Raw genomic sequence first — 17,549 nt, 5'->3', positions numbered from 1 at the left:
GGTATGGTGCGCAATTTATCTGTCAGCGGTGTTTTGTTTGCCGTCCGCGGCGGCCGATGAAATGGTGCAGGAATCCCGCTGCGTCAAAGGTTCAATATTACTTAATCATCGTCTCGAAAAAGAATATGTTGAAGATGATTTCCATATTTTTTATAGCCTGCAAGGGCGAGACGCCCTCAAATATCAGTACGACAGCTCAGGCAGTGGCGTCCCTGACAGTATCAAAGATATTGCCGGGCAACTACAGGCCGCTAAATACCTCTATTCCAGTGTGCTTGGCCTTCGCTTTCCGTTACAGCAAAAGATCTATGCTCAGGCCAGGCAAATCAATGTCTATATGCTGCAACTGCCGAAAGGAAATGGTTTGGCCTTCGATCGCGTGGCGGCAGAAACGATGAGTGACGGCAGGCAGTTGCCTTGCGGTTTAAAGTTTGTATTGAATGCCGCGCTGGAACCGGCGCGTAACATTACGCCAGCTCATGAATTTTTCCATCTTTATCAGTATGGCTATGCCGTTTTTAAACAAAAATGGTATCTGGAGGGAATGGCGCGATGGATGGAGAACAGCTTTAAAGCGCCCGAGAAAAATACCCGGCGGCTCTCTCCACTTCCTCATTGCGACAGTAATTTTACCCGGGGTTATAACGCCGCGAATTACTGGGCGAGCTTTGCGCAAGCACATTTTGCTGATGTCGCTATCCCCGCCGCAGCACAGCGTTTTCGTTACAGCGACGGTTCGCCAGTTTTAATAGCGCAGGAAGTGAAGGGGGGAGCAATGCTAGCGCCGTTTTTTAATCAGTTGGCGCAGGGCAGCGTGGCACAGTCGCGGCAGTTAAATCAGGCGAACATCCGCTGGTCTGAAGCTCAGCAGCGCAGTCCGCAATTTAATGAGGCGATCTGTCAGGCGTTGGCCGCGGTGGTGGCAGAGAAAAAATAGAATATAAAGCGAAACGCCGCCTATCAGGGCGGCGTGGGTAGGCTAGTTACGCAACCTTGGCGCCTGCAGCTGCTGACGAATCGTTTTGGCCAGTTCGTCAAGGGACGGCTGTTCCGGGTGTTCGTCGCGGGTTTCGCTGCTCAGCTGCGCTTCTGCCAGATAGGTGTGAATCGGCTGGCCATCATCATCTTCCATCACCACATGGTACCAGGGCGCCGCGCGCAGTTCGTCATTGGCGGCAATTTCATCCTCTTCCGGCTCCGCGAGCGAGTACTCGGGATCGACATCGACGATGACGCCCAGGTAGCCCAAGAGCGTATGGCGGACCTGTTGGCCGATACCGAATTTGCTGGCTATCATAGGCACCTCCTGGGAAACATGAATACTCCCTATATGAGGCTCATGTTTCGTTTTTCAAGTTACATGACGCGACAGGCAAACCCCTTCAGATACAGCCCTTCCGGGTAGGTTGCGATCACCGGGTGGTCGGCAGCCTGACGGAACTGTTCTATAAATTGTACATCACGCCCGGCATCAATTGCGGCATCGGCGATGATTTTCTGAAATAAATCGGTGGTCATCAGCCCGGAGCAGGAGAATGTCAGCAGCACACCGCCGGGGTTCAGCAGCTGGATCGCCAGCATATTGATATCTTTATAGCCGCGGCAGGCGCCCATCAGCTGGCTTTTATTTTCCACGAACTTCGGCGGATCCATCACGATCACGTCAAATTTCTCTCCCTGATCGCGGTATTTGCGCAGCAGTTTGAACACGTCGTCCCGCACAAATTCTGCTTTGGACAGATCCAGTCCGTTGATCTCCACGTTCTGGCGAGCAACGTCGAGCGCCTCCTGCGAAGTATCCACGCTGGTGACCTGGCGGCAGCCGCCCATCAGCGCCGACACCGCAAAGCCGCCGGTATAAGAGAAGCAGTTCAGCACCCGCTTATCCGCGACATAGCGGCGGGTGGCCAGGCGACTGTCGCGCTGGTCGAGGTAGTAGCCGGTCTTGTGCCCGCCCTGGATATCAACCAACAGCTTCATGCCATGCTCGGTGATCGGCAGCAGCGCCGGGGGCAGCTCGCCCACCACCGGCCCCTGGGCCAGCTCCAGTCCCTCTTTTTTACGTACGGCGACATCGCTGCGATCGTAAATGGCGCAGTCCGGGAACAGGTTCTGCAGGGCGCTAATGATGGCGGCGCGCTGGTATTCGGCGCCTGCGCTGAGCAGCTGCAGCACGAAAAAGTTGCCAAAGCGGTCGATAGTGACGCCCGGGAGGCCATCGGACTCGCCGGCGATCAGGCGGTAGCTGTCGAGGCCATCGCGCTCGGCCAGCCATGCCCGCCAGGTTTGCGCCTGCTGCAGGCGGCGTTCAAAGAAGGCGCTATCGATGGCTTCATCGCGGTCGAAGGTCCACACGCGGGCGCGGATCTGCGACGACGGCGAGTAAGCGCCGCGGGCCAGCCATTTTCCCTGATGGTCAACAATATCGATGGTTTCACCGCTGCGGGCTTTACCCTCCATGCGGGCGACGCCGCCGGAGAAAATCCACGGATGGCGACGCAGCAGGGATTTCTCGCGTCCTTTGGCTAACACTAAGCGGGGGAATAGGGAATCTGTCATGGAGCTACCTTTAAGCAACGGGAATGTCGGCACCGAAAAATGGCGCGTAGAGTAGCACACCTGGCGTGCGCAAGCATCTTTCGCCCGGCAGGCACAGGTGAGCGTTTCGGCACAAAATGCAGGCGCTTCGGCACATTCAGCTGGTGCGGACTCTCATACCCTGTTTTCTCACCCCCAACGAGGAGCAGACGATGAAAGCAGGAATCCACTTGGCCGTGGCGATGGTGGCGGCCGCGAGCGGCGGCGCGATGGCCGCGCCGTTTAGCGTAAGCAGCAATGATATGCGTGACGGGCAGCCGCTGGCCCGGCAGCACTGGTTTGCCGGTTTCGGCTGTACCGGAGGCAATGTCTCTCCGCAGCTGGCGTGGAAAAACGCCCCGGCGGGCACGCGCAGCTTCGCGGTCACCGTCCGGGATCCCGATGCGCCTACCGGCAGCGGCTGGTGGCACTGGACGGTGGTCAATATCGCCAGCAGCGTCTTTTCGTTGCCCGCTGGCGCGGGAGATAAAAACAGCGCTACACTGCCGGGCGGAGCGGTACAGGGCCGCAACGATTTTGGCTATGCCGGCTTCGGCGGCGCCTGCCCGCCGGCGGGAGATAAACCGCACCGCTATCACTTTACGGTATGGGCGCTGGATGTCCCCACGCTGCCGGTGGATGCCGGGGCCAGCGGGGCGCTGGTCGGTTATCTGTTACACAGCCATGCTCTCGCCAGCGCACAGTTGACGGCGATGGCCGGGCGTTAAAATAAAAGGTCGGTCGGATGGAGAGTATCCACTTTCAGCATAACGCCTTAACCGCGGCAGAGATCACTACCCGACGGCTGTGCAGGCTGCATCGCGTGCGGCTGTTCTCCCCGGCGCTCTGTCGGGTGAAACGCGGCAGCAAAGTGATTGTGCAAGGGGAGAGCCGGGTGCTGGCGACGCCGCAACAGCTGATTGTGTTGCCAGCTGACGTGGAGCTGGAGGTAATTAACCAGCCGGAGAACGGCCTCTTTTGCTCCGATCTGCTGTCGCTGACCCCCGAGCTGTTGACGACGTTTAAGACTCGTTATCTCAGCGAGCCACCGCCAGGGCGTCTGACCTCGCTCTGCGCCCCGGTGACGACAGAGCTGGCGTTTATGTGGCAAAACGTTCTGCAGGCGGTGCGGGAGGGATTATCCACCTCTCTACAGCTCCACCAGACTATGGGCCTGCTGCTGGCCCTGCACGAGGCGGGTTATGCCGGCCCGCTGCTCGTTGAGCGGCAGCAGGATTTATCGGCGCAGGTGCGGCAGCTGATTATGCTGTCGCCAGCGCAGGCATGGAGCGTGTCGCGGGTGGCGAAAATGCTCTTTCTCGGCGAGTCTACGCTGCGCCGTCGGTTGCAGCAGGAATCGCAGAGTTTTCGCCAGATCGTAGAGGAGGTGCGGATGGCTCACGCCCTCGGGCAGCTGCAGACCACCTCGCGGCCAATAGGCGAAATTGCGCAGAACAGCGGATATCAGTCGGGATCGCGCTTTACCGCGCGCTTCCGTCAGCATTATGGTTTACTGCCGAAGCATGTACGCTGAGCGAATTTGCTATCCTCAGCGTATAGCGTGAGCGAAAAGGAGATGATAATGGCCAGTATCTGCACCATGGCATGGGTTTACGGTTCGGTTCAGGGCGTGGGATTTCGCTATTCCACGCAGCGGGAAGCGCTGCAGCTGGGGTTGACCGGCTATGCCCGTAATCTGGATGACGGCGGGGTGGAAGTGCTTGCCTGCGGCGAGGCGGAGCAGGTGGAAAAACTCATTGCCTGGCTGAAAGCCGGGGGACCGCGCAGCGCGCGGGTTGACCGAGTGTTAACCGAGCCCCATCAACCCACCCGCAGCTGGGATAAATTCGCGATCCTCTATTAGATGCACTTCACCGGCTTCGGCAGCCCGGCGATTTTGGTCGCCTGTTTGGCGGGGCCTTTCGGGAACAGGCGATAGAGATAGCGGCTGTTGCCTTTCTCTTCGCCAAACTTGTTGGCCATCGCCTTGACCAGCATACGGATCGCCGGGGAGGTGTTGAATTCAAGGTAAAACTCGCGCACAAAGCGCACCACTTCCCAGTGTTCAACGGCGAGCGTTATCCCTTCCTGCGCGGCAATGACTTCCGCCATCGCCTCGCTCCACTGGGTGGTATCTTTCAGATAGCCTTCGCTATCCGTCTCAATTTCGTTGCCTTCAAAAATAAACATGATTTTTCACATACCGCCTGAAACTGGCCGCAGTGTAGCAAAAAAAAAGGCCCCGCATAAGCGAGGCCTCGGTTAAGCAGGGGAGCGGTTAGTCCCGGCTGGCGAAGCCCAGGATGCTCAGCAGGCTGACAAAGATGTTGTACAGCGAGACATACAGGCTGACCGTGGCGCGGATATAGTTGGTTTCACCGCCGCGGATAATGTTGCTGGTCTCGAACAGGATGGCGCCCGAAGAGATCAGAATGAACACCGCGCTAATCGCCAGGTGGAGCGCCGGCAGCTGCAGGAACAGGTTAGCGACCATACCAATCAGCACGACCACCACGCCGGCCATCAGCATCCCGCCGAGGAATGACATGTCTTTGCGCGTCGTCAGCACATAGGCCGAACAGCAGAAGAAGACCAGCGCCGTGCCGCCCAGCGCCAGGCCGATTAAATCGCCCATGCCGGCAGAAAGGTACGCGTTAAGCATCGGCCCAAGGATATAGCCGAGAAAGCCGGTGAAGGCGAAGGCGGAAATAATCCCGGTGGGTTTATTCGCCGTTTTGTAGGTCAGGAACATCAGACCGTACATCCCCACGAGGGTCAAAATGAGACCCGGCGAAGGAAGCATCAGCACCGTGCTGGCGGTAGCGGTGATAGCGGAAAACGCCAGCGTCAGGCTGAGCAGGAAGTAGGTGTTACGCAGAACCTTGTGCGTGCTGAGCAGCGAGGAACGGTCACGCGATGATGTAATTATGCGATCCATGAGTCACTCTCTTATGACAGATGTAATTAGGGATAAAGAATAAGAAAAACAAGCGTGAAGCCCTAATCCTTTTACCCATCTTTACTTAGTTTTTAGCGCTTTTGCCTGGCATAAAATTCTATATAGACAGGGAAAAGCGATATATTTTCGCTTTTCGCGTCGCTGAGCCGATCGAAATCTTATAGGTCACTGAAAAATATTGCCTTATTGCGTTTCTGCGACTAAGTGTGGAAGAGGGGGATAACCCCGTACGTCAAAGGCAAAGGGAAATGACATTACACAACAAAAATCACATCACGCGAACACTCCTGGCTGTCAGTATGCTGGCCACGATCGGCGGGGCGCTGGCGGCGCAGGTGCCACCGGGCACCCAGCTGGCGGAAAAGCAGGAGCTGGTCAGAAATAACGGCAGTGAACCGGCGTCACTCGATCCGCACAAAGTCGAGAGCGACATCGAATTCAACATCATTAGCGATCTCTTTGAAGGGCTGGTCAGCGTGACGCCTGCGGGGGCGATCCAGCCGCGGCTGGCGGAAAGCTGGGAAAACAAGGATAACCTGTTATGGACCTTCCATTTACGCCCCGGCCTGACCTGGTCCGACGGCACGGCCATCACGGCACAGGATATTGTCTGGAGCTGGCAACGGCTGGTCTCACCGGCCACCGCTTCCCCCTATGCGAGCTATCCCGGCAATATGCATATCGCTAACGCTCGCGAAATTGCCCTCGGGCAAAAGGGACCTGAGACGCTGGGGGTGAAAGCGCTGAACGACACCACGCTGCAGGTCACTCTGACCGAGCCGAATGCCGCCTTCCTGGCGATGCTGGCGCACCCTTCGCTGGTACCGATCGACAAAGTGCTGGTGGAGCGTTATACCGATAAATGGACCCGGCCGGAGCATATCGTCACCAGCGGCCCGTATAAGCTGACCCAATGGGTGGTGAATGAGCGGCTGGTGGCTGAACGTAATGCGAAGTACTGGGACAATGCGCACACCGTTATTAATAAAGTGACGTACCTGCCGATCTCTTCGGAGGCCGCCGATGTCAACCGCTACAAAGCGGGGGAGATCGATATTGTCTATACGGTGCCGATCAATCAGTTTGCGCAGTTGCAGAAAACCATGGGCGGCCAGCTGGACGTTTCGCCGCAGCTGGCGACTTATTACTATGAATTCAATACTACCCGGCCGCCGTTTAATGACGCCCGCGTGCGTCGGGCGCTGAATATGGCGCTTGATAAAGATATCATTGCCGGAAAAGTGCTTGGCCAGGGGCAGCGCCCGGCCTGGGTGATCAGCCAGCCGGATATCGGCGGCGTGACGCTGCATAACCTGGACTACGCCAGCTGGCCGCGCGAGAAGCGGATTGCCGAGGCGAAAAAACTGCTGGCGCAGGCGGGGTATAATGACAGTCACCCATTGGTCTTTACCCTGCTGTATAACACCTCTGAGTCGCACCAGCGTATCGCCATCGCCGCCAGCTCTATGTGGAAGAAAAACCTCGGTGTCGAGGTGAAGCTGCAGAACCAGGAGTGGAAGACGATGCTGGATACCATGCATACACATAACTTTGACGCCGTCCGCTATGCCTGGATCGCTGACTACGACGATGCCGCCACCTTCCTCAACACTTTCCGTACCGGGGATAGCGAGAACACCAGTCAGTACAGCAACCCGGCTTACGATGCGGCCCTGCGCAACGCGGCGCAAGCCTCTGACGTGGCGATCCGGGGCAAATACTATCAGCAGGCGGAAGACCTGCTGGCGCAGGATGTTCCCGCCATTCCGGTCTATCACTATGTGCGTACCCATTTAGTGAAACCCAAGGTGGGCGGTTTTACACCGGATAAGCTGGGGTATTACTACACCAAAGACATGTACATTAAAAAATAGTCCACTGACAGAGGTGAGGGGCGTTGATTTTCTGTGCGAACTGCCTGAAATTCAGACGAATAACACAGAATTGTTTGTTTTTAAGGCAGTTGAACAAAATGGTGCTTTACAGCATCCGCCGAGGTGTTTATAGTGCGCCTCACACCGGAAGTGTGGCCGAGCGGTTGAAGGCACCGGTCTTGAAAACCGGCGACCCGAAAGGGTTCCAGAGTTCGAATCTCTGCGCTTCCGCCATATAAAAGAAGGGGTTACCGAAAGGTAACCCCTTTTTGCTTTTCCCTGTGACCGTCCTGACGGCGCTTCATCTTCACCTCCCGACTCCGTAAACCCGCCTTGCCTGTAGCGTTATCGCTGGCAAAAGATGACCATCAATCCGTTGCAAAGTGTTGTTATTTTAATTAGTTGGCCTCTTGTTATAAACGGCAATGGTGCTGAGGAATAAAAACCATTCGGCAAAATATCTTCGTCTATACTTGGAAAAAATGATGATTTACCTGCCATGGTTTTTACACAGATACAGAGGCCAGTGAGGTCAGTATGCCTGTCATTAACCCGCAAGATATCAAAGAATTACGGGCGTTAGTTGAACAGAAATTAAAGTACGCATTGTGTGTTAGCTTAAATAAAGCTACGCATGGCGATATTTTTAACGCGGTAGCGCTGGCCATTCGTCATTTTCAACAGGACCATTTTCTGACGAGCCAGACGCGGCAACGTGAAGAACGTAAAAAACGCGTTTACTATCTGTCGATGGAGTTTTTACTGGGCCAGTCGTTGCGTAATAACCTGCTAAATATGAATTTACTGGCGGAGATGCGTCAGGTGGTGCACGACCTGGGTTTTGATCTTGATCAGCTCCTTGACGAAGAGCCAGATGCCGCGCTGGGCAACGGCGGGTTAGGGCGTTTAGCTGCATGCTTTATTGACTCGATGGCTACTCTTGATATTGCTGCATCCGGGCATGGCATCAAATACGAATATGGTCTGTTTCGCCAATCCTTTCAAAATGACCAGCAGATCGAGCATCCGGATGACTGGCACTCCATGCACTCACCATGGCTGGTGGCGCATCATGCCCAGCAAATCCTGGTTCCGCTGGGGGGATATATCGAACACAGCGAAGATATTGATGGCAATTACAATCCAATGTGGCTGGGCTGGAAAACCATCGTCGGTATTCCCCATGATTATTTTGTTTCCGGCTACCGGGATACGACGACCAACAAGCTGCGGCTCTACAGCGCGGTGGCCTCTGACTCCTTTAATATCCATATTTTCAATCGCGGCGATTATATTAAGGCAGTGAGTGATAAAATCGCCTCGGAGAATATTTCAAAAATACTCTATCCATCCGATGAGGTGCTCACCGGAAAAGAGTTGCGGCTGACGCAAGAATATTTTCTGGTGGCTTGTACGCTGCGGGATATATTCCGTGATTATGCCGAAGTTAATGACGATATTTCTTTCCTGTCGCAGCATGTGGCTATTCAGCTTAATGATACCCATCCGGCATTAGCGGTCGTGGAGCTGATGCGGATCCTGGTGGATGAATACCGACTGCCGTGGGAGCAGGCGTGGGAGATAACGCAAAACACCTGTGCCTACACGAATCATACGTTGATGCCGGAAGCGCTGGAGACCTGGCCCGTAACGCTGTTTGAAAAACTGCTGCCGCGTCATTTGCAAATTATATTTGAGATCAACCATCGTTTCCTTGAAGAGGTGGCCCGGCGCTGGCCGGATAAAAATCATCTGTTATCTTCGCTGTCTTTAATCGACGAACATCACGATAAGCAAATTCGTATGGCCAATCTGGCCATTGTCGGTAGCCATCGCGTGAACGGCGTGGCATGGCTGCATTCGGAACTGGTCAAGAAACAACTGGTGCCCGACTTCTATTTTTTGACCCCGGAGAAATTCATTAATCAGACCAACGGCGTTACGCCGCGTCGCTGGGTGCAGCAGGCGAACCCCGGCCTGGCAGCATTTTTGCACCAACAGCTGGGAGAAGGGTGGCCGACCGATTTACCCTTGCTGTCCAGTCTGGAAAGCCTGGCCGATGATACCGCTATTATTGATAACATCCGGGCCATTAAATTTGCCAACAAAACCGCGCTCAGCCAGCTGGTGGCTCAACGCTACGGCATCGCGCTGGATCCGCTGGCGATGTTTGATTGTCAGGTCAAACGTATCCATGAATATAAGCGTCAGTTGCTCAATATTCTTCACGTGATCGCGCTTTACCTGGATATCAAAGAGGCAGGAAAGACTATCGCGCCTAAGGTGCATTTGTTTGCGGGTAAAGCGGCGCCGGGCTATCGGATGGCGAAGCTGATTATTCAGCTAATTAATACCGTTGCCAGAAAAATTAACCGCGACCCACAGATTGCCGGACAACTTAAAGTCGTTTTCCTCGAAGATTATAAAGTCTCGCTGGCGGAAAAAATTATCCCGGCGACGGATCTGTCCGAGCAGATTTCCACGGCAGGTACCGAGGCCTCCGGCACCAGCAATATGAAGTTTGCCATGAACGGCGCGTTAACCATCGGTACCTATGATGGGGCGAATATCGAAATTCGCGAGGCTGTGGGGACGGACAATTTTTATCTGTTTGGTGCCGTGGCGGAAGAGATTGAAGAGAGCCGGCGCATCGGGCATCACCATACTTTCTATCATCAGAATCCGGCTATTGCGCGTGTTGTCGATACCCTGGTGTCTGGGTTGTTTACCGCCGATCGTGAGCTATTTGCGCCACTTCACCATATGTTGGTGGCGGGCGATCATTACTGTCATTTGCTGGATTTCGACAGCTATTGCCAGGCGCAGCAGCAGGCGATGACCGATTTTGAACAGCCGGAACAATGGCACCGTCGGGCCTTACTTAATATTTGCCGGATGGGCGAATTTTCCAGCGACAGAACCATACGTGGCTACGCCCGGGATATTTGGGGTATCACCAGCTAAAGAGCGAACACGCCGGGCGAAAAAGGGACTCGTCGAGGAATATCAGTCACTATTGAGGATGAGCATGAACGTTGAATTACACACCGAGCAGGGCGTAAAAATTATTGTGCCACTGGTGCGCCGACTGGATGCTTCCGTCGTGCAGGCGTTTAAGCAGCAGGTTCTGGAGGCTATCGATCCGGATACCAAAAATGTGCTGCTGGATCTGAGTCACGTCGATTTCATTGACAGTAGCTGTCTTGGCGCGCTGGTATCCATTCTGAAAAGCGTCAACGGTCAGGGCGAGCTGGCGCTGTGTTCGCTCAATGACACGATTAAAAACCTGTTTAAGCTCACCCGTATGGATCGCATCTTTGCCATTAAGGAGACTCGACAGGATGCGCTGAACACGTTCACTCAGTGATGACGTTGGTGCAGGCCAGCGGGTGATAGGTCACCCGCTTATTCTTCGACGATCCGCGCCTTCGGTTTGCTCAGCAGGAGCATCACCAGCGCAACGTAGGGCATCGGCTTCCAGAAATAATAGCCCTGCAGCAGATGAATATTCTGGCGATTAAGATATTCCAGTTGGGCCTGGGTTTCAACGCCCTCGGCAATAATGCGCAGTGACAACGTCCGGGCCATCTCTATCACGCAGTCCAGCAGTTTGCTTGACGGCGCCTCACCGGTCACGCGGGCGACAAAGCTCTGATCGATTTTGATATAGTCGAAAACCAGCTCGTGGAGATAGGAAAGCCCGGAATAGCCGGTGCCAAAGTCGTCCAGGGCGATGGAAAAACCGCGATTGTGCAATGTATTGAGTTTGTCGACAACCACCCCGTTGAGCAACAGCGGTTCCTGTTCAGTGATCTCCAGCATCAGCTTCACCGCTTTACCTTCAAAACCGTGCTGAAAGTGCAGGCAATCATCGATAAACGTTGGGGCGTTAATGTGTGACGCGCTGATATTGAGGCCAATATGAAACCCATCCGGTAGTTTACTAAAGAGTGGTCTCATCTGCGCGTTGACCTGCGCCATCAGGCTGCGGGTTAGGGGAATAATTAAGCCGGTACGTTCGGCCAGCGGAATAAATTCCGCTGGCGAGCGCGATGGCGTCGTGCTGTTTTGCCAGCGGGCGAGAATTTCCACGCCGTATATCTCTCCGGTTTTCCCATTCACCAGCGGCTGATAGTAGGGAACGATATAGCCCTGATTGATGGCGTAGCGCAGTCTTTCCTCTTCAGAGGTATAAACATTGAGATATTTACGCATCAGGAAATAAAACAGCAGCGAAACTGAGAAAATAAAGATCAACAGACCGGAGCCATTATGGACTAAGCGGCCGGGGCTAAAGAAAAGTGAATCAGGGTAGGTAATGCGAAATGGATAGGCAGGTGAGGTAAAGACGCCCTGGTGTGGGTCAGCAGCCAGCGGCTTAACATCGCCATATCTGGCAATCATTTGGTTCTGCACCCAGAGTGCCAGCCCGTTGTTATCGGTATCGCTATATAGTGCATCACGCAGATGGATGTCGCTGATAGTGACAATCACCCGGATCGCCGCTACGCGCGCCTGATAGATCAGTACCGGCCGTTTATTGACCATCATTCTGGCCGGGAGCAGCAGCAGAGGTTCGTCAGGCAAAGACTCAGGGCTGAGCGTCAGGACCCGATTGCCGGGCAGTGACGAGCACCACACCTGGCCATCTTTTATCAGCAGAATGGTACGCAGGTGCGGCTGCAGGGCGGCTTCCGTTCCGAGCTGAAATTGACCCTGGCCGGAGCAACCACTGCGGCTAACGTTCAGCGCCGTGGCCGTCGCTTCACGAGCCTCATCCAGAATGGCTGCGATCTTTTTCGCCGCCTGACGGGCGGCGGCGACATGGGTGGCCTGGTCTGAATGCCACAATTGCCAGTTAATGACAAACACGCCAGCAAGAAATACCACCAGTGCCAGAGAAAAGGCAATCCATGCGTTTCGCCGCTTTATCTCTTTCATTTATTTAGCGTGCTAAGGTAATTAGGCATAAAGGGAACCGTCCATCTGGCGGTAAAGGCTTTTCAATGATCGTAGAAGGGGGAAATCTTTCGCGATGATTGAGCATATTAAAAATATGATCCATATCACAATACCCACTGGCAAAGGCCGCTTACCGCATGTAACAAAGGCAGATTTTTCCACCGACAATAAAAAATCGAAATTTAATGTTTTCTTAATATAAATTCCGGTGCGGTATGTTTTTAAGCATTTTCCCATCCAGAGTGGTGCGCCGACGTTATTTTTTGCTTTTTTAAGTTTATGATAATTGTTTTCATTATCATTCTTTTTTTGCTGTGATTTAATCCCCTCCGTTCAGGCTATTTACCGTTTATTGCCCTATTTCATTAAGGATGCGTTCATGAAGTTTCGCTTATCACCCCTCCGTGCGGCAGCGCTGGTTGCCGCTTCTCTGTTTCTGGCGTCCCAGGCGGTGGCGGCTGACGCTCAGAACGGGATTGTGGTCTATAACGCCCAGCACGAAAATCTGGTGAAGTCATGGGTGGATGGATTCACCAAAGAGACGGGAATTAAGGTCACGCTGCGCAATGGCGATGACAGCGAGCTGGGTAATCAGCTGGTTCAGGAAGGTTCCGCGTCGCCGGCCGATGTGTTTCTGACCGAGAACTCACCGTCGATGGTGCTGGTCGATAATGCCAAACTTTTCGCCCCGCTGGATGCCGCCACCCTGCAGCAGGTTCCGGCGCAGTACCGTCCGCAGCATGGACGCTGGATCGGCATCGCCGCGCGCAGCACCGTTTTCGTCTATAACCCGGCGAAAATCAGCGAGGCGCAGCTGCCGCATTCCCTGATGGATCTGGCAAAACCCGAGTGGAAAGGGCGCTGGGCGGCTTCGCCATCGGGGGCTGATTTTCAGGCTATCGTCAGCGCGATGTTGGCGCTGAAGGGTGAGCAGGCGACTCTCGACTGGCTGAAGGCGATGAAAACCAACTTTGTCGCCTATAAAGGCAACAGCACGGTGATGAAAGCGGTCAACGCCGGGCAGATCGACGGCGGAGTGATCTACCACTACTATCGCTTCGTCGACCAGTCAAAAACCGGTGAGAACAGCAAAAACACCCAACTGTATTACTTTAAACACCAGGATCCGGGCGCCTTTGTCAGCCTTTCCGGCGGCGGCGTGCTGGCTTCCAGCAAACATAAAGCGCAGGCACAGGCCTTTATTAAATGGATCACCGGCAAGCAGGGGCAGGATGCGCTACGCACCAATAACGCCTTCGAATATGCCGTGGGGGTAGACGCGGCTTCTAACCCGAAACTGACCCCGCTGAAAGATCTGGATGCACCGAAGGTAGAACCTTCCTCGCTGAACAGTAAAAAGGTGATTGAGCTAATGACGCAGGCTGGCCTGCTCTGATCCTGAGGAAGTGATGTTGCTATGTCTGTTCTGAGTCTGTCGCTCGGAAAGAAAACAGGACGCCTGCCCGAGCGCAGGCGTCCTGCATTTCCGATGGTTACGTTGGCGCTGCTGTTTTCGTTGCTGGCGCTATTGCCGTTAGGGTTTGTGGTGGCGGTCGGATTCGACACCGGCTGGCCGACCATCAAAGCACTGGTCTTTCGCCCGCGGGTAGGGGAGCTGCTCAGCAATACCCTGTGGCTGACAGTGCTGGCGGTCCCCATCAGCGTTGTGCTCGGCGTGACGCTGGCCTGGCTGACGGAACGTACCGCACTTGCCGGTCGGCAGCTGTGGTCAGCGTTGGCGGTGGCCCCGCTGGCGATTCCGGCCTTTGTCCAGAGCTACGCCTGGGTCAGCGCCGTGCCTTCGCTGCATGGCCTCTCCGCGGGGGTGTTTCTCTCGGTACTGGCCTACTATCCATTCATCTATATGCCGGTGGCGGCCGTGCTGCGCCGGCTCGATCCCACCCTTGAAGATGTCGCCGCATCGCTGGGCACGCCGCCGTGGAAAGTGTTCTTCAGGGTGGTGCTCCCGCAGCTGCGCCTGGCTATCTGCGGCGGTGCGCTGCTGGTGGCCCTGCATCTGCTGGCGGAATATGGCCTGTATGTGATGATCCGCTTCGATACCTTCACTACCGCTATTTACGATCAGTTCCAGTCGACCTTCAGCGGTCCGGCCGCCAATATGCTGGCGGGCGTGCTGGCCTTGTGCTGCCTGGCGATCCTGCTGCTGGAGAGCGCCTCACGCGGTAAAGCGCGTTACGCGCGTATTGGCGCCGGGGCGGCGCGGGAGCAGAAGCGGCTTGTGCTGGGTAAAGGGGCCGCTTTTGGCGCGCAACTGCTGCTTCTGCTACTGGTGATGCTGGCGATGGGGGTGCCGTTGCTGATCCTGTGCCGCTGGCTATGGCTGGGCGGCATCGTCAACTGGCTGCATGCCGACCTCTGGCATTCTCTGCGCCAGACCCTGCTGCTGGGGGCGGGCGGGGCACTGCTGACAACGGCCTGCGCGATCCCCATCGCCTGGCTCGGCGTGCGCTATCCGCGGCCGCTGTTCCGCCTGCTGGAAGGCTGTAATTACATCACCAGTTCGCTGCCCGGCATCGTCACCGCGCTAGCGCTGGTGACGGTCACTATCCACTACGCCCGGCCGGTGTATCAGACGGAAGTGACGCTGTTTCTGGCCTACCTGCTGATGTTTATGCCGCGCGCGCTGATTAATCTGCGCGCGGGTATCGCCCAGGCGCCGGTGGAACTGGAAAACGTTGCCCGTAGCCTCGGACGCAGCCCGGCCCGCGCTCTGTGGAGTATCACCATGCGGCTTGCCGCGCCGGGGGCGGCCGCGGGCGGCGCGCTGGTGTTCCTTGGCGTCAGCAATGAGCTCACCGCCACGCTGCTGCTCTCGCCGTTAGGCACCCGCACCTTGTCGACAGGTTTCTGGGCGTTAACCAGTGAGATCGACTACGTGGCGGCGGCGCCGTACGCGCTGCTGATGATCGTCATTTCGCTGCCGCTGACCGCGGTTCTTTATATGCAGTCGAAAAAAATGGCAGGGTTGTAACATGCTGGAATTGTCTTCTATTTCGAAATCCTTCGCCGATGCGCTGGTCCTCGATAATCTCAATCTGACCGTGGCGCCGGGGAGCCGGACGGCCATTGTTGGCCCGTCCGGCTCGGGGAAAACCACGCTGCTGCGTATTCTCGCCGGGTTTGAAACGCCCGATCGCGGGCGGATCGTCATGCAGGGTAAGTCTCTGTTTGCCGAGAGCATGTTTGTCCCCGCCCATCAACGCCGGATCGGCTATGTTCCGCAGGAAGGGGCGCTGTTTCCTCATCTTAATGTTGCGGACAATATCGCCTGGGGGCTCGACGCCAGCCGTGAGGAGAAGCGACGCCGCGTGGGGGCGCTAATGGAGATGGTCGCCCTCGACCACGGCCTGGCGCGTCACTGGCCGCATGAGATCTCCGGCGGCCAGCAACAGCGCGTGGCGCTGGCCCGCGCCCTGGCTCAGCAGCCGGCGCTAATGCTGCTGGATGAGCCGTTTTCTGCACTCGATACCGGGCTGCGCGCCAGCACGCGTAAAGCGACGGCGGATCTGCTGGCCGACACCGGCATTGCCTCGATTCTGGTGACCCATGATCAGAACGAGGCGCTGTCGTTCGCTACTCAGGTAGCGGTGATGCGCCAGGGGCGCTTCGCCCAGATCGGAACCCCGCTGACGGTTTACTCGCAGCCGGTGGATGAAGAGACGGCGTTGTTTCTTGGCGATGCCCTGATCCTCCCCGCACGCCTGAGTCCCGGGTGGGCAAGCTGCGCGCTGGGGGACCTGGCGACAGATGCACTACATCATGCGGGTGAAGGTAAGGTGATGCTGCGTCCGGAACAGCTCAGCGTCAGCGTGAGCGAGCCGCAGGAAAGTACTGCTATCATCCGCGATGTCGAGTTCTCCGGCCAGCTTTCCACGTTGACGCTGTCGATGGCCGGGTACGAGCGGCCGATTGTCCTGCGCACCGTCAGCCAGCCGGCGTGGCAGCCCGGCGCGACGGTGCGACTGACGGTCAGCGGCAAGGCGCGAGTGTTTAACGGCTAATCCCTGAGCAGGCGGCGCCGGCTATCGACGGCGCCGCACAGAAAGCTAATCAGGCGGTGGATGAAGCCGATAGTATCCGCGCCACTGACCTCGTCGCCATGGAGTGGTAGTACGTTGGAACAATTCCGCGGGGTCAGTCCACCACGCCACCATTGACCGATGCGTCGCTTTTCATTCGTCTCGCTGTGCTTACCTGCTATTCTGTCTCGCGATCGGCCCTGCTGTTACTATGAGACATCGCTATGCCTGAATGCCAACATCCTGCAAATCGCTCCCTTGCGGCCGCTCTGCCTCGGGGGACGCTTCTACCTGCGTTGCTGGTTATCGTTGCCGTCGCCGTCGGCTGTGCGCTGGTATCCCCGCCGATTGGCTCGCCGCGTGAGATCCTGGTCAACCCTGGACTCTATATCGATCTGCTGGCCTTACTGTTTTTGGTGTTTATGCTCTGGAGCTCTGCCAGGGTGCGGATGAGCCATATCGCCGTCAACTGGGTGCGCTATGGGCTGCTGCTGTGGATCGCCGGTGGCACCTTTGACGTGATGGATGAGATCGTGGTGCAGCCGCGCTGGATGGGCTACTACTGCGAAGATCTGCTGCGCCTTTCCGGGATGTTGTTTACCGTGGTGGGGGTCTATAAAATTATTGAGCGGATCAATCTGTTGTATGTTGATGCGCGCTCGCAATCCCTTAAGGATGAGCTCACCCAGCTGCCCAACCGCCGTTTTTTCATCGACACGATCCGCGAGAAGTCCGGACATGCGCTGGGACTCATGATCCTGGATATCGATTTTTTTAAGAAAATCAACGATACCTGGGGGCATCTGGTGGGGGATGAGGTGTTATTTGCGCTGGGGAAACAGCTGGCGAAACTGACCAGCGAGCAGATCCAGCCGGCGCGTATCGGTGGTGAAGAATTTGCTATCATCGTCGACGGCCTGTCAGAGCCAGAGCTGCATGCTCTGGCGCAGGATATCCTCGATAACGCTCGTACCATCCTGATCAATCACCAGACGCCGCTGTCAATCAGCATTGGCGTCGGAACGTGGCGGCCAGGCGAAGCGCAGGAGACATTTATCCGCAAAGTCGACGAGGCGCTGTACAAAGCCAAGCGTAACGGGCGTGGACGTGTAGAGTGGGCATGATGTTCCGGCGCGG

General features: G+C 56.1%; 15 protein-coding genes, 1 tRNA gene and 2 pseudogenes. 12 read left to right on the top strand and 6 right to left on the bottom strand.

The genetic code is table 11. From position 1 onward, the window contains the following. Positions 1 to 61 precede the first annotated feature (61 nt). Complete coding sequence (locus LGL98_RS16300; RefSeq protein ID WP_136030538.1) at positions 62 to 937, top strand: peptidase; 876 nt, start codon at positions 62 to 64, stop codon at positions 935 to 937. Positions 938 to 979: 42 nt separating this feature from the next. Here the strand turns inward: LGL98_RS16300 and hspQ are convergent, their stop codons facing one another. Together hspQ and rlmI are read right to left on the bottom strand one after the other, a co-directional pair. After that, positions 980 to 1,297: a heat shock protein HspQ gene (gene hspQ / locus LGL98_RS16295; RefSeq protein WP_002898441.1), complete on the bottom strand. Its 318-nt coding sequence runs from the start codon at positions 1,295 to 1,297 to the stop codon at positions 980 to 982. 59 nt (positions 1,298 to 1,356) lie between these two features. Further along, entirely contained in the window at positions 1,357 to 2,559 is a 1,203-nt protein-coding gene (gene rlmI / locus LGL98_RS16290) for a 23S rRNA (cytosine(1962)-C(5))-methyltransferase RlmI (RefSeq protein ID WP_136030539.1), read from the bottom strand. 191 nt (positions 2,560 to 2,750) lie between these two features. Here rlmI and LGL98_RS16285 point away from each other — a divergent pair, with 191 nt between their 5' ends. The 3 genes from LGL98_RS16285 to yccX are packed head-to-tail and all read left to right on the top strand — an operon-like array spanning position 2,751 to position 4,441. After that, positions 2,751 to 3,305: a YbhB/YbcL family Raf kinase inhibitor-like protein gene (locus LGL98_RS16285; RefSeq protein ID WP_136030541.1), complete on the top strand. Its 555-nt coding sequence runs from the start codon at positions 2,751 to 2,753 to the stop codon at positions 3,303 to 3,305. 17 nt (positions 3,306 to 3,322) lie between these two features. Then, positions 3,323 to 4,111, top strand: coding sequence for an AraC family transcriptional regulator (locus tag LGL98_RS16280; RefSeq protein ID WP_136030543.1), 789 nt, complete (start codon positions 3,323 to 3,325; stop codon positions 4,109 to 4,111). 48 nt (positions 4,112 to 4,159) lie between these two features. Further along, entirely contained in the window at positions 4,160 to 4,441 is a 282-nt protein-coding gene (gene yccX, locus LGL98_RS16275) for an acylphosphatase (RefSeq protein WP_004201446.1), read from the top strand. Here the strand turns inward: yccX and tusE are convergent. Both tusE and yccA read right to left on the bottom strand, forming a co-directional pair. Next, a complete protein-coding gene (gene tusE / locus LGL98_RS16270) occupies positions 4,438 to 4,767 on the bottom strand; it encodes a sulfurtransferase TusE (RefSeq protein ID WP_002898457.1) in 330 nt (109 codons plus the stop codon). The genes yccX and tusE overlap by 4 nt on opposite strands. A gap of 88 nt (positions 4,768 to 4,855) precedes the next feature. Further along, on the bottom strand, positions 4,856 to 5,515 hold the full coding sequence (gene yccA, locus LGL98_RS16265; RefSeq protein ID WP_002898458.1) for an FtsH protease modulator YccA: 660 nt from the start codon (positions 5,513 to 5,515) through the stop codon (positions 4,856 to 4,858). 269 nt (positions 5,516 to 5,784) lie between these two features. Here yccA and LGL98_RS16260 point away from each other — a divergent pair, with 269 nt between their 5' ends. The 4 genes from LGL98_RS16260 (at position 5,785) to LGL98_RS16245 (ending at position 10,777) form a co-directional block, all read left to right on the top strand. Continuing rightward, positions 5,785 to 7,410, top strand: coding sequence for an ABC transporter substrate-binding protein (locus tag LGL98_RS16260; protein ID WP_136030545.1), 1,626 nt, complete (start codon positions 5,785 to 5,787; stop codon positions 7,408 to 7,410). Positions 7,411 to 7,556: 146 nt separating this feature from the next. Next, positions 7,557 to 7,644, top strand: a tRNA-Ser gene (locus LGL98_RS16255). Positions 7,645 to 7,947: 303 nt separating this feature from the next. Next, entirely contained in the window at positions 7,948 to 10,374 is a 2,427-nt protein-coding gene (locus LGL98_RS16250; protein WP_136030547.1) for a glycogen/starch/alpha-glucan phosphorylase, read from the top strand. Between the two features lie 64 nt (positions 10,375 to 10,438). Beyond that, a complete protein-coding gene (locus LGL98_RS16245; RefSeq protein WP_080897930.1) occupies positions 10,439 to 10,777 on the top strand; it encodes an STAS domain-containing protein in 339 nt (112 codons plus the stop codon). A gap of 38 nt (positions 10,778 to 10,815) precedes the next feature. Here the strand turns inward: LGL98_RS16245 and LGL98_RS16240 are convergent. Together LGL98_RS16240 and LGL98_RS16235 are read right to left on the bottom strand one after the other, a co-directional pair. Continuing rightward, positions 10,816 to 11,529, bottom strand: a pseudogene (locus LGL98_RS16240) (EAL domain-containing protein); the annotation flags it as partial. 213 nt (positions 11,530 to 11,742) lie between these two features. Next, positions 11,743 to 12,351 (bottom strand): annotated as a pseudogene (locus LGL98_RS16235) (CSS-motif domain-containing protein); the annotation flags it as partial. Positions 12,352 to 12,751: 400 nt separating this feature from the next. Between LGL98_RS16235 and LGL98_RS16230 the strand changes: the two are divergent. From LGL98_RS16230 to LGL98_RS16215, 4 genes are all read left to right on the top strand, one after another. After that, the gene (locus LGL98_RS16230; protein ID WP_080897928.1) at positions 12,752 to 13,768 is read left to right on the top strand and encodes an iron ABC transporter substrate-binding protein; all 1,017 of its coding nucleotides are present in this window, start codon (positions 12,752 to 12,754) and stop codon (positions 13,766 to 13,768) included. 21 nt (positions 13,769 to 13,789) lie between these two features. After that, complete coding sequence (locus LGL98_RS16225) at positions 13,790 to 15,364, top strand: ABC transporter permease (protein ID WP_168435250.1); 1,575 nt, start codon at positions 13,790 to 13,792, stop codon at positions 15,362 to 15,364. A 1-nt stretch (position 15,365) separates the two neighbouring features. After that, positions 15,366 to 16,394 carry an ABC transporter ATP-binding protein gene (locus tag LGL98_RS16220; protein ID WP_136030549.1) on the top strand — a complete coding sequence of 343 codons (1,029 nt, stop codon included), beginning with the start codon at positions 15,366 to 15,368 and terminating at the stop codon, positions 16,392 to 16,394. Positions 16,395 to 16,636: 242 nt separating this feature from the next. Beyond that, on the top strand, positions 16,637 to 17,536 hold the full coding sequence (locus LGL98_RS16215; RefSeq protein ID WP_136030550.1) for a GGDEF domain-containing protein: 900 nt from the start codon (positions 16,637 to 16,639) through the stop codon (positions 17,534 to 17,536). Positions 17,537 to 17,549 lie beyond the last annotated feature (13 nt).

It is taken from the genome of Klebsiella africana, assembly GCF_020526085.1.
Classification (GTDB): Bacteria; Pseudomonadota; Gammaproteobacteria; order Enterobacterales; family Enterobacteriaceae; genus Klebsiella; species Klebsiella africana.
Note: the sequence above shows the minus strand (reverse complement) of the source record. Positions and strands in the feature narration are given on the sequence as shown.

Bases quoted from the DNA above. Each gene is read 5' to 3' on its own strand.
- hspQ (WP_002898441.1), bottom strand. From the start codon at position 1,297: ATGATAGCCAGCAAATTCGGTATCGGCCAACAGGTCCGCCATACGCTC.
- LGL98_RS16280 (WP_136030543.1), top strand. From the start codon at position 3,323: ATGGAGAGTATCCACTTTCAGCATAACGCCTTAACCGCGGCAGAGATC.
- rlmI (WP_136030539.1), bottom strand. From the start codon at position 2,559: ATGACAGATTCCCTATTCCCCCGCTTAGTGTTAGCCAAAGGACGCGAG.
- yccA (WP_002898458.1), bottom strand. From the start codon at position 5,515: ATGGATCGCATAATTACATCATCGCGTGACCGTTCCTCGCTGCTCAGC.
- LGL98_RS16230 (WP_080897928.1), top strand. From the start codon at position 12,752: ATGAAGTTTCGCTTATCACCCCTCCGTGCGGCAGCGCTGGTTGCCGCT.
- LGL98_RS16260 (WP_136030545.1), top strand. From the start codon at position 5,785: ATGACATTACACAACAAAAATCACATCACGCGAACACTCCTGGCTGTC.
- LGL98_RS16250 (WP_136030547.1), top strand. From the start codon at position 7,948: ATGCCTGTCATTAACCCGCAAGATATCAAAGAATTACGGGCGTTAGTT.
- LGL98_RS16285 (WP_136030541.1), top strand. From the start codon at position 2,751: ATGAAAGCAGGAATCCACTTGGCCGTGGCGATGGTGGCGGCCGCGAGC.
- LGL98_RS16245 (WP_080897930.1), top strand. From the start codon at position 10,439: ATGAACGTTGAATTACACACCGAGCAGGGCGTAAAAATTATTGTGCCA.
- tusE (WP_002898457.1), bottom strand. From the start codon at position 4,767: ATGTTTATTTTTGAAGGCAACGAAATTGAGACGGATAGCGAAGGCTAT.
- LGL98_RS16300 (WP_136030538.1), top strand. From the start codon at position 62: ATGGTGCAGGAATCCCGCTGCGTCAAAGGTTCAATATTACTTAATCAT.
- yccX (WP_004201446.1), top strand. From the start codon at position 4,160: ATGGCCAGTATCTGCACCATGGCATGGGTTTACGGTTCGGTTCAGGGC.
- LGL98_RS16220 (WP_136030549.1), top strand. From the start codon at position 15,366: ATGCTGGAATTGTCTTCTATTTCGAAATCCTTCGCCGATGCGCTGGTC.
- LGL98_RS16225 (WP_168435250.1), top strand. From the start codon at position 13,790: ATGTCTGTTCTGAGTCTGTCGCTCGGAAAGAAAACAGGACGCCTGCCC.
- LGL98_RS16215 (WP_136030550.1), top strand. From the start codon at position 16,637: ATGCCTGAATGCCAACATCCTGCAAATCGCTCCCTTGCGGCCGCTCTG.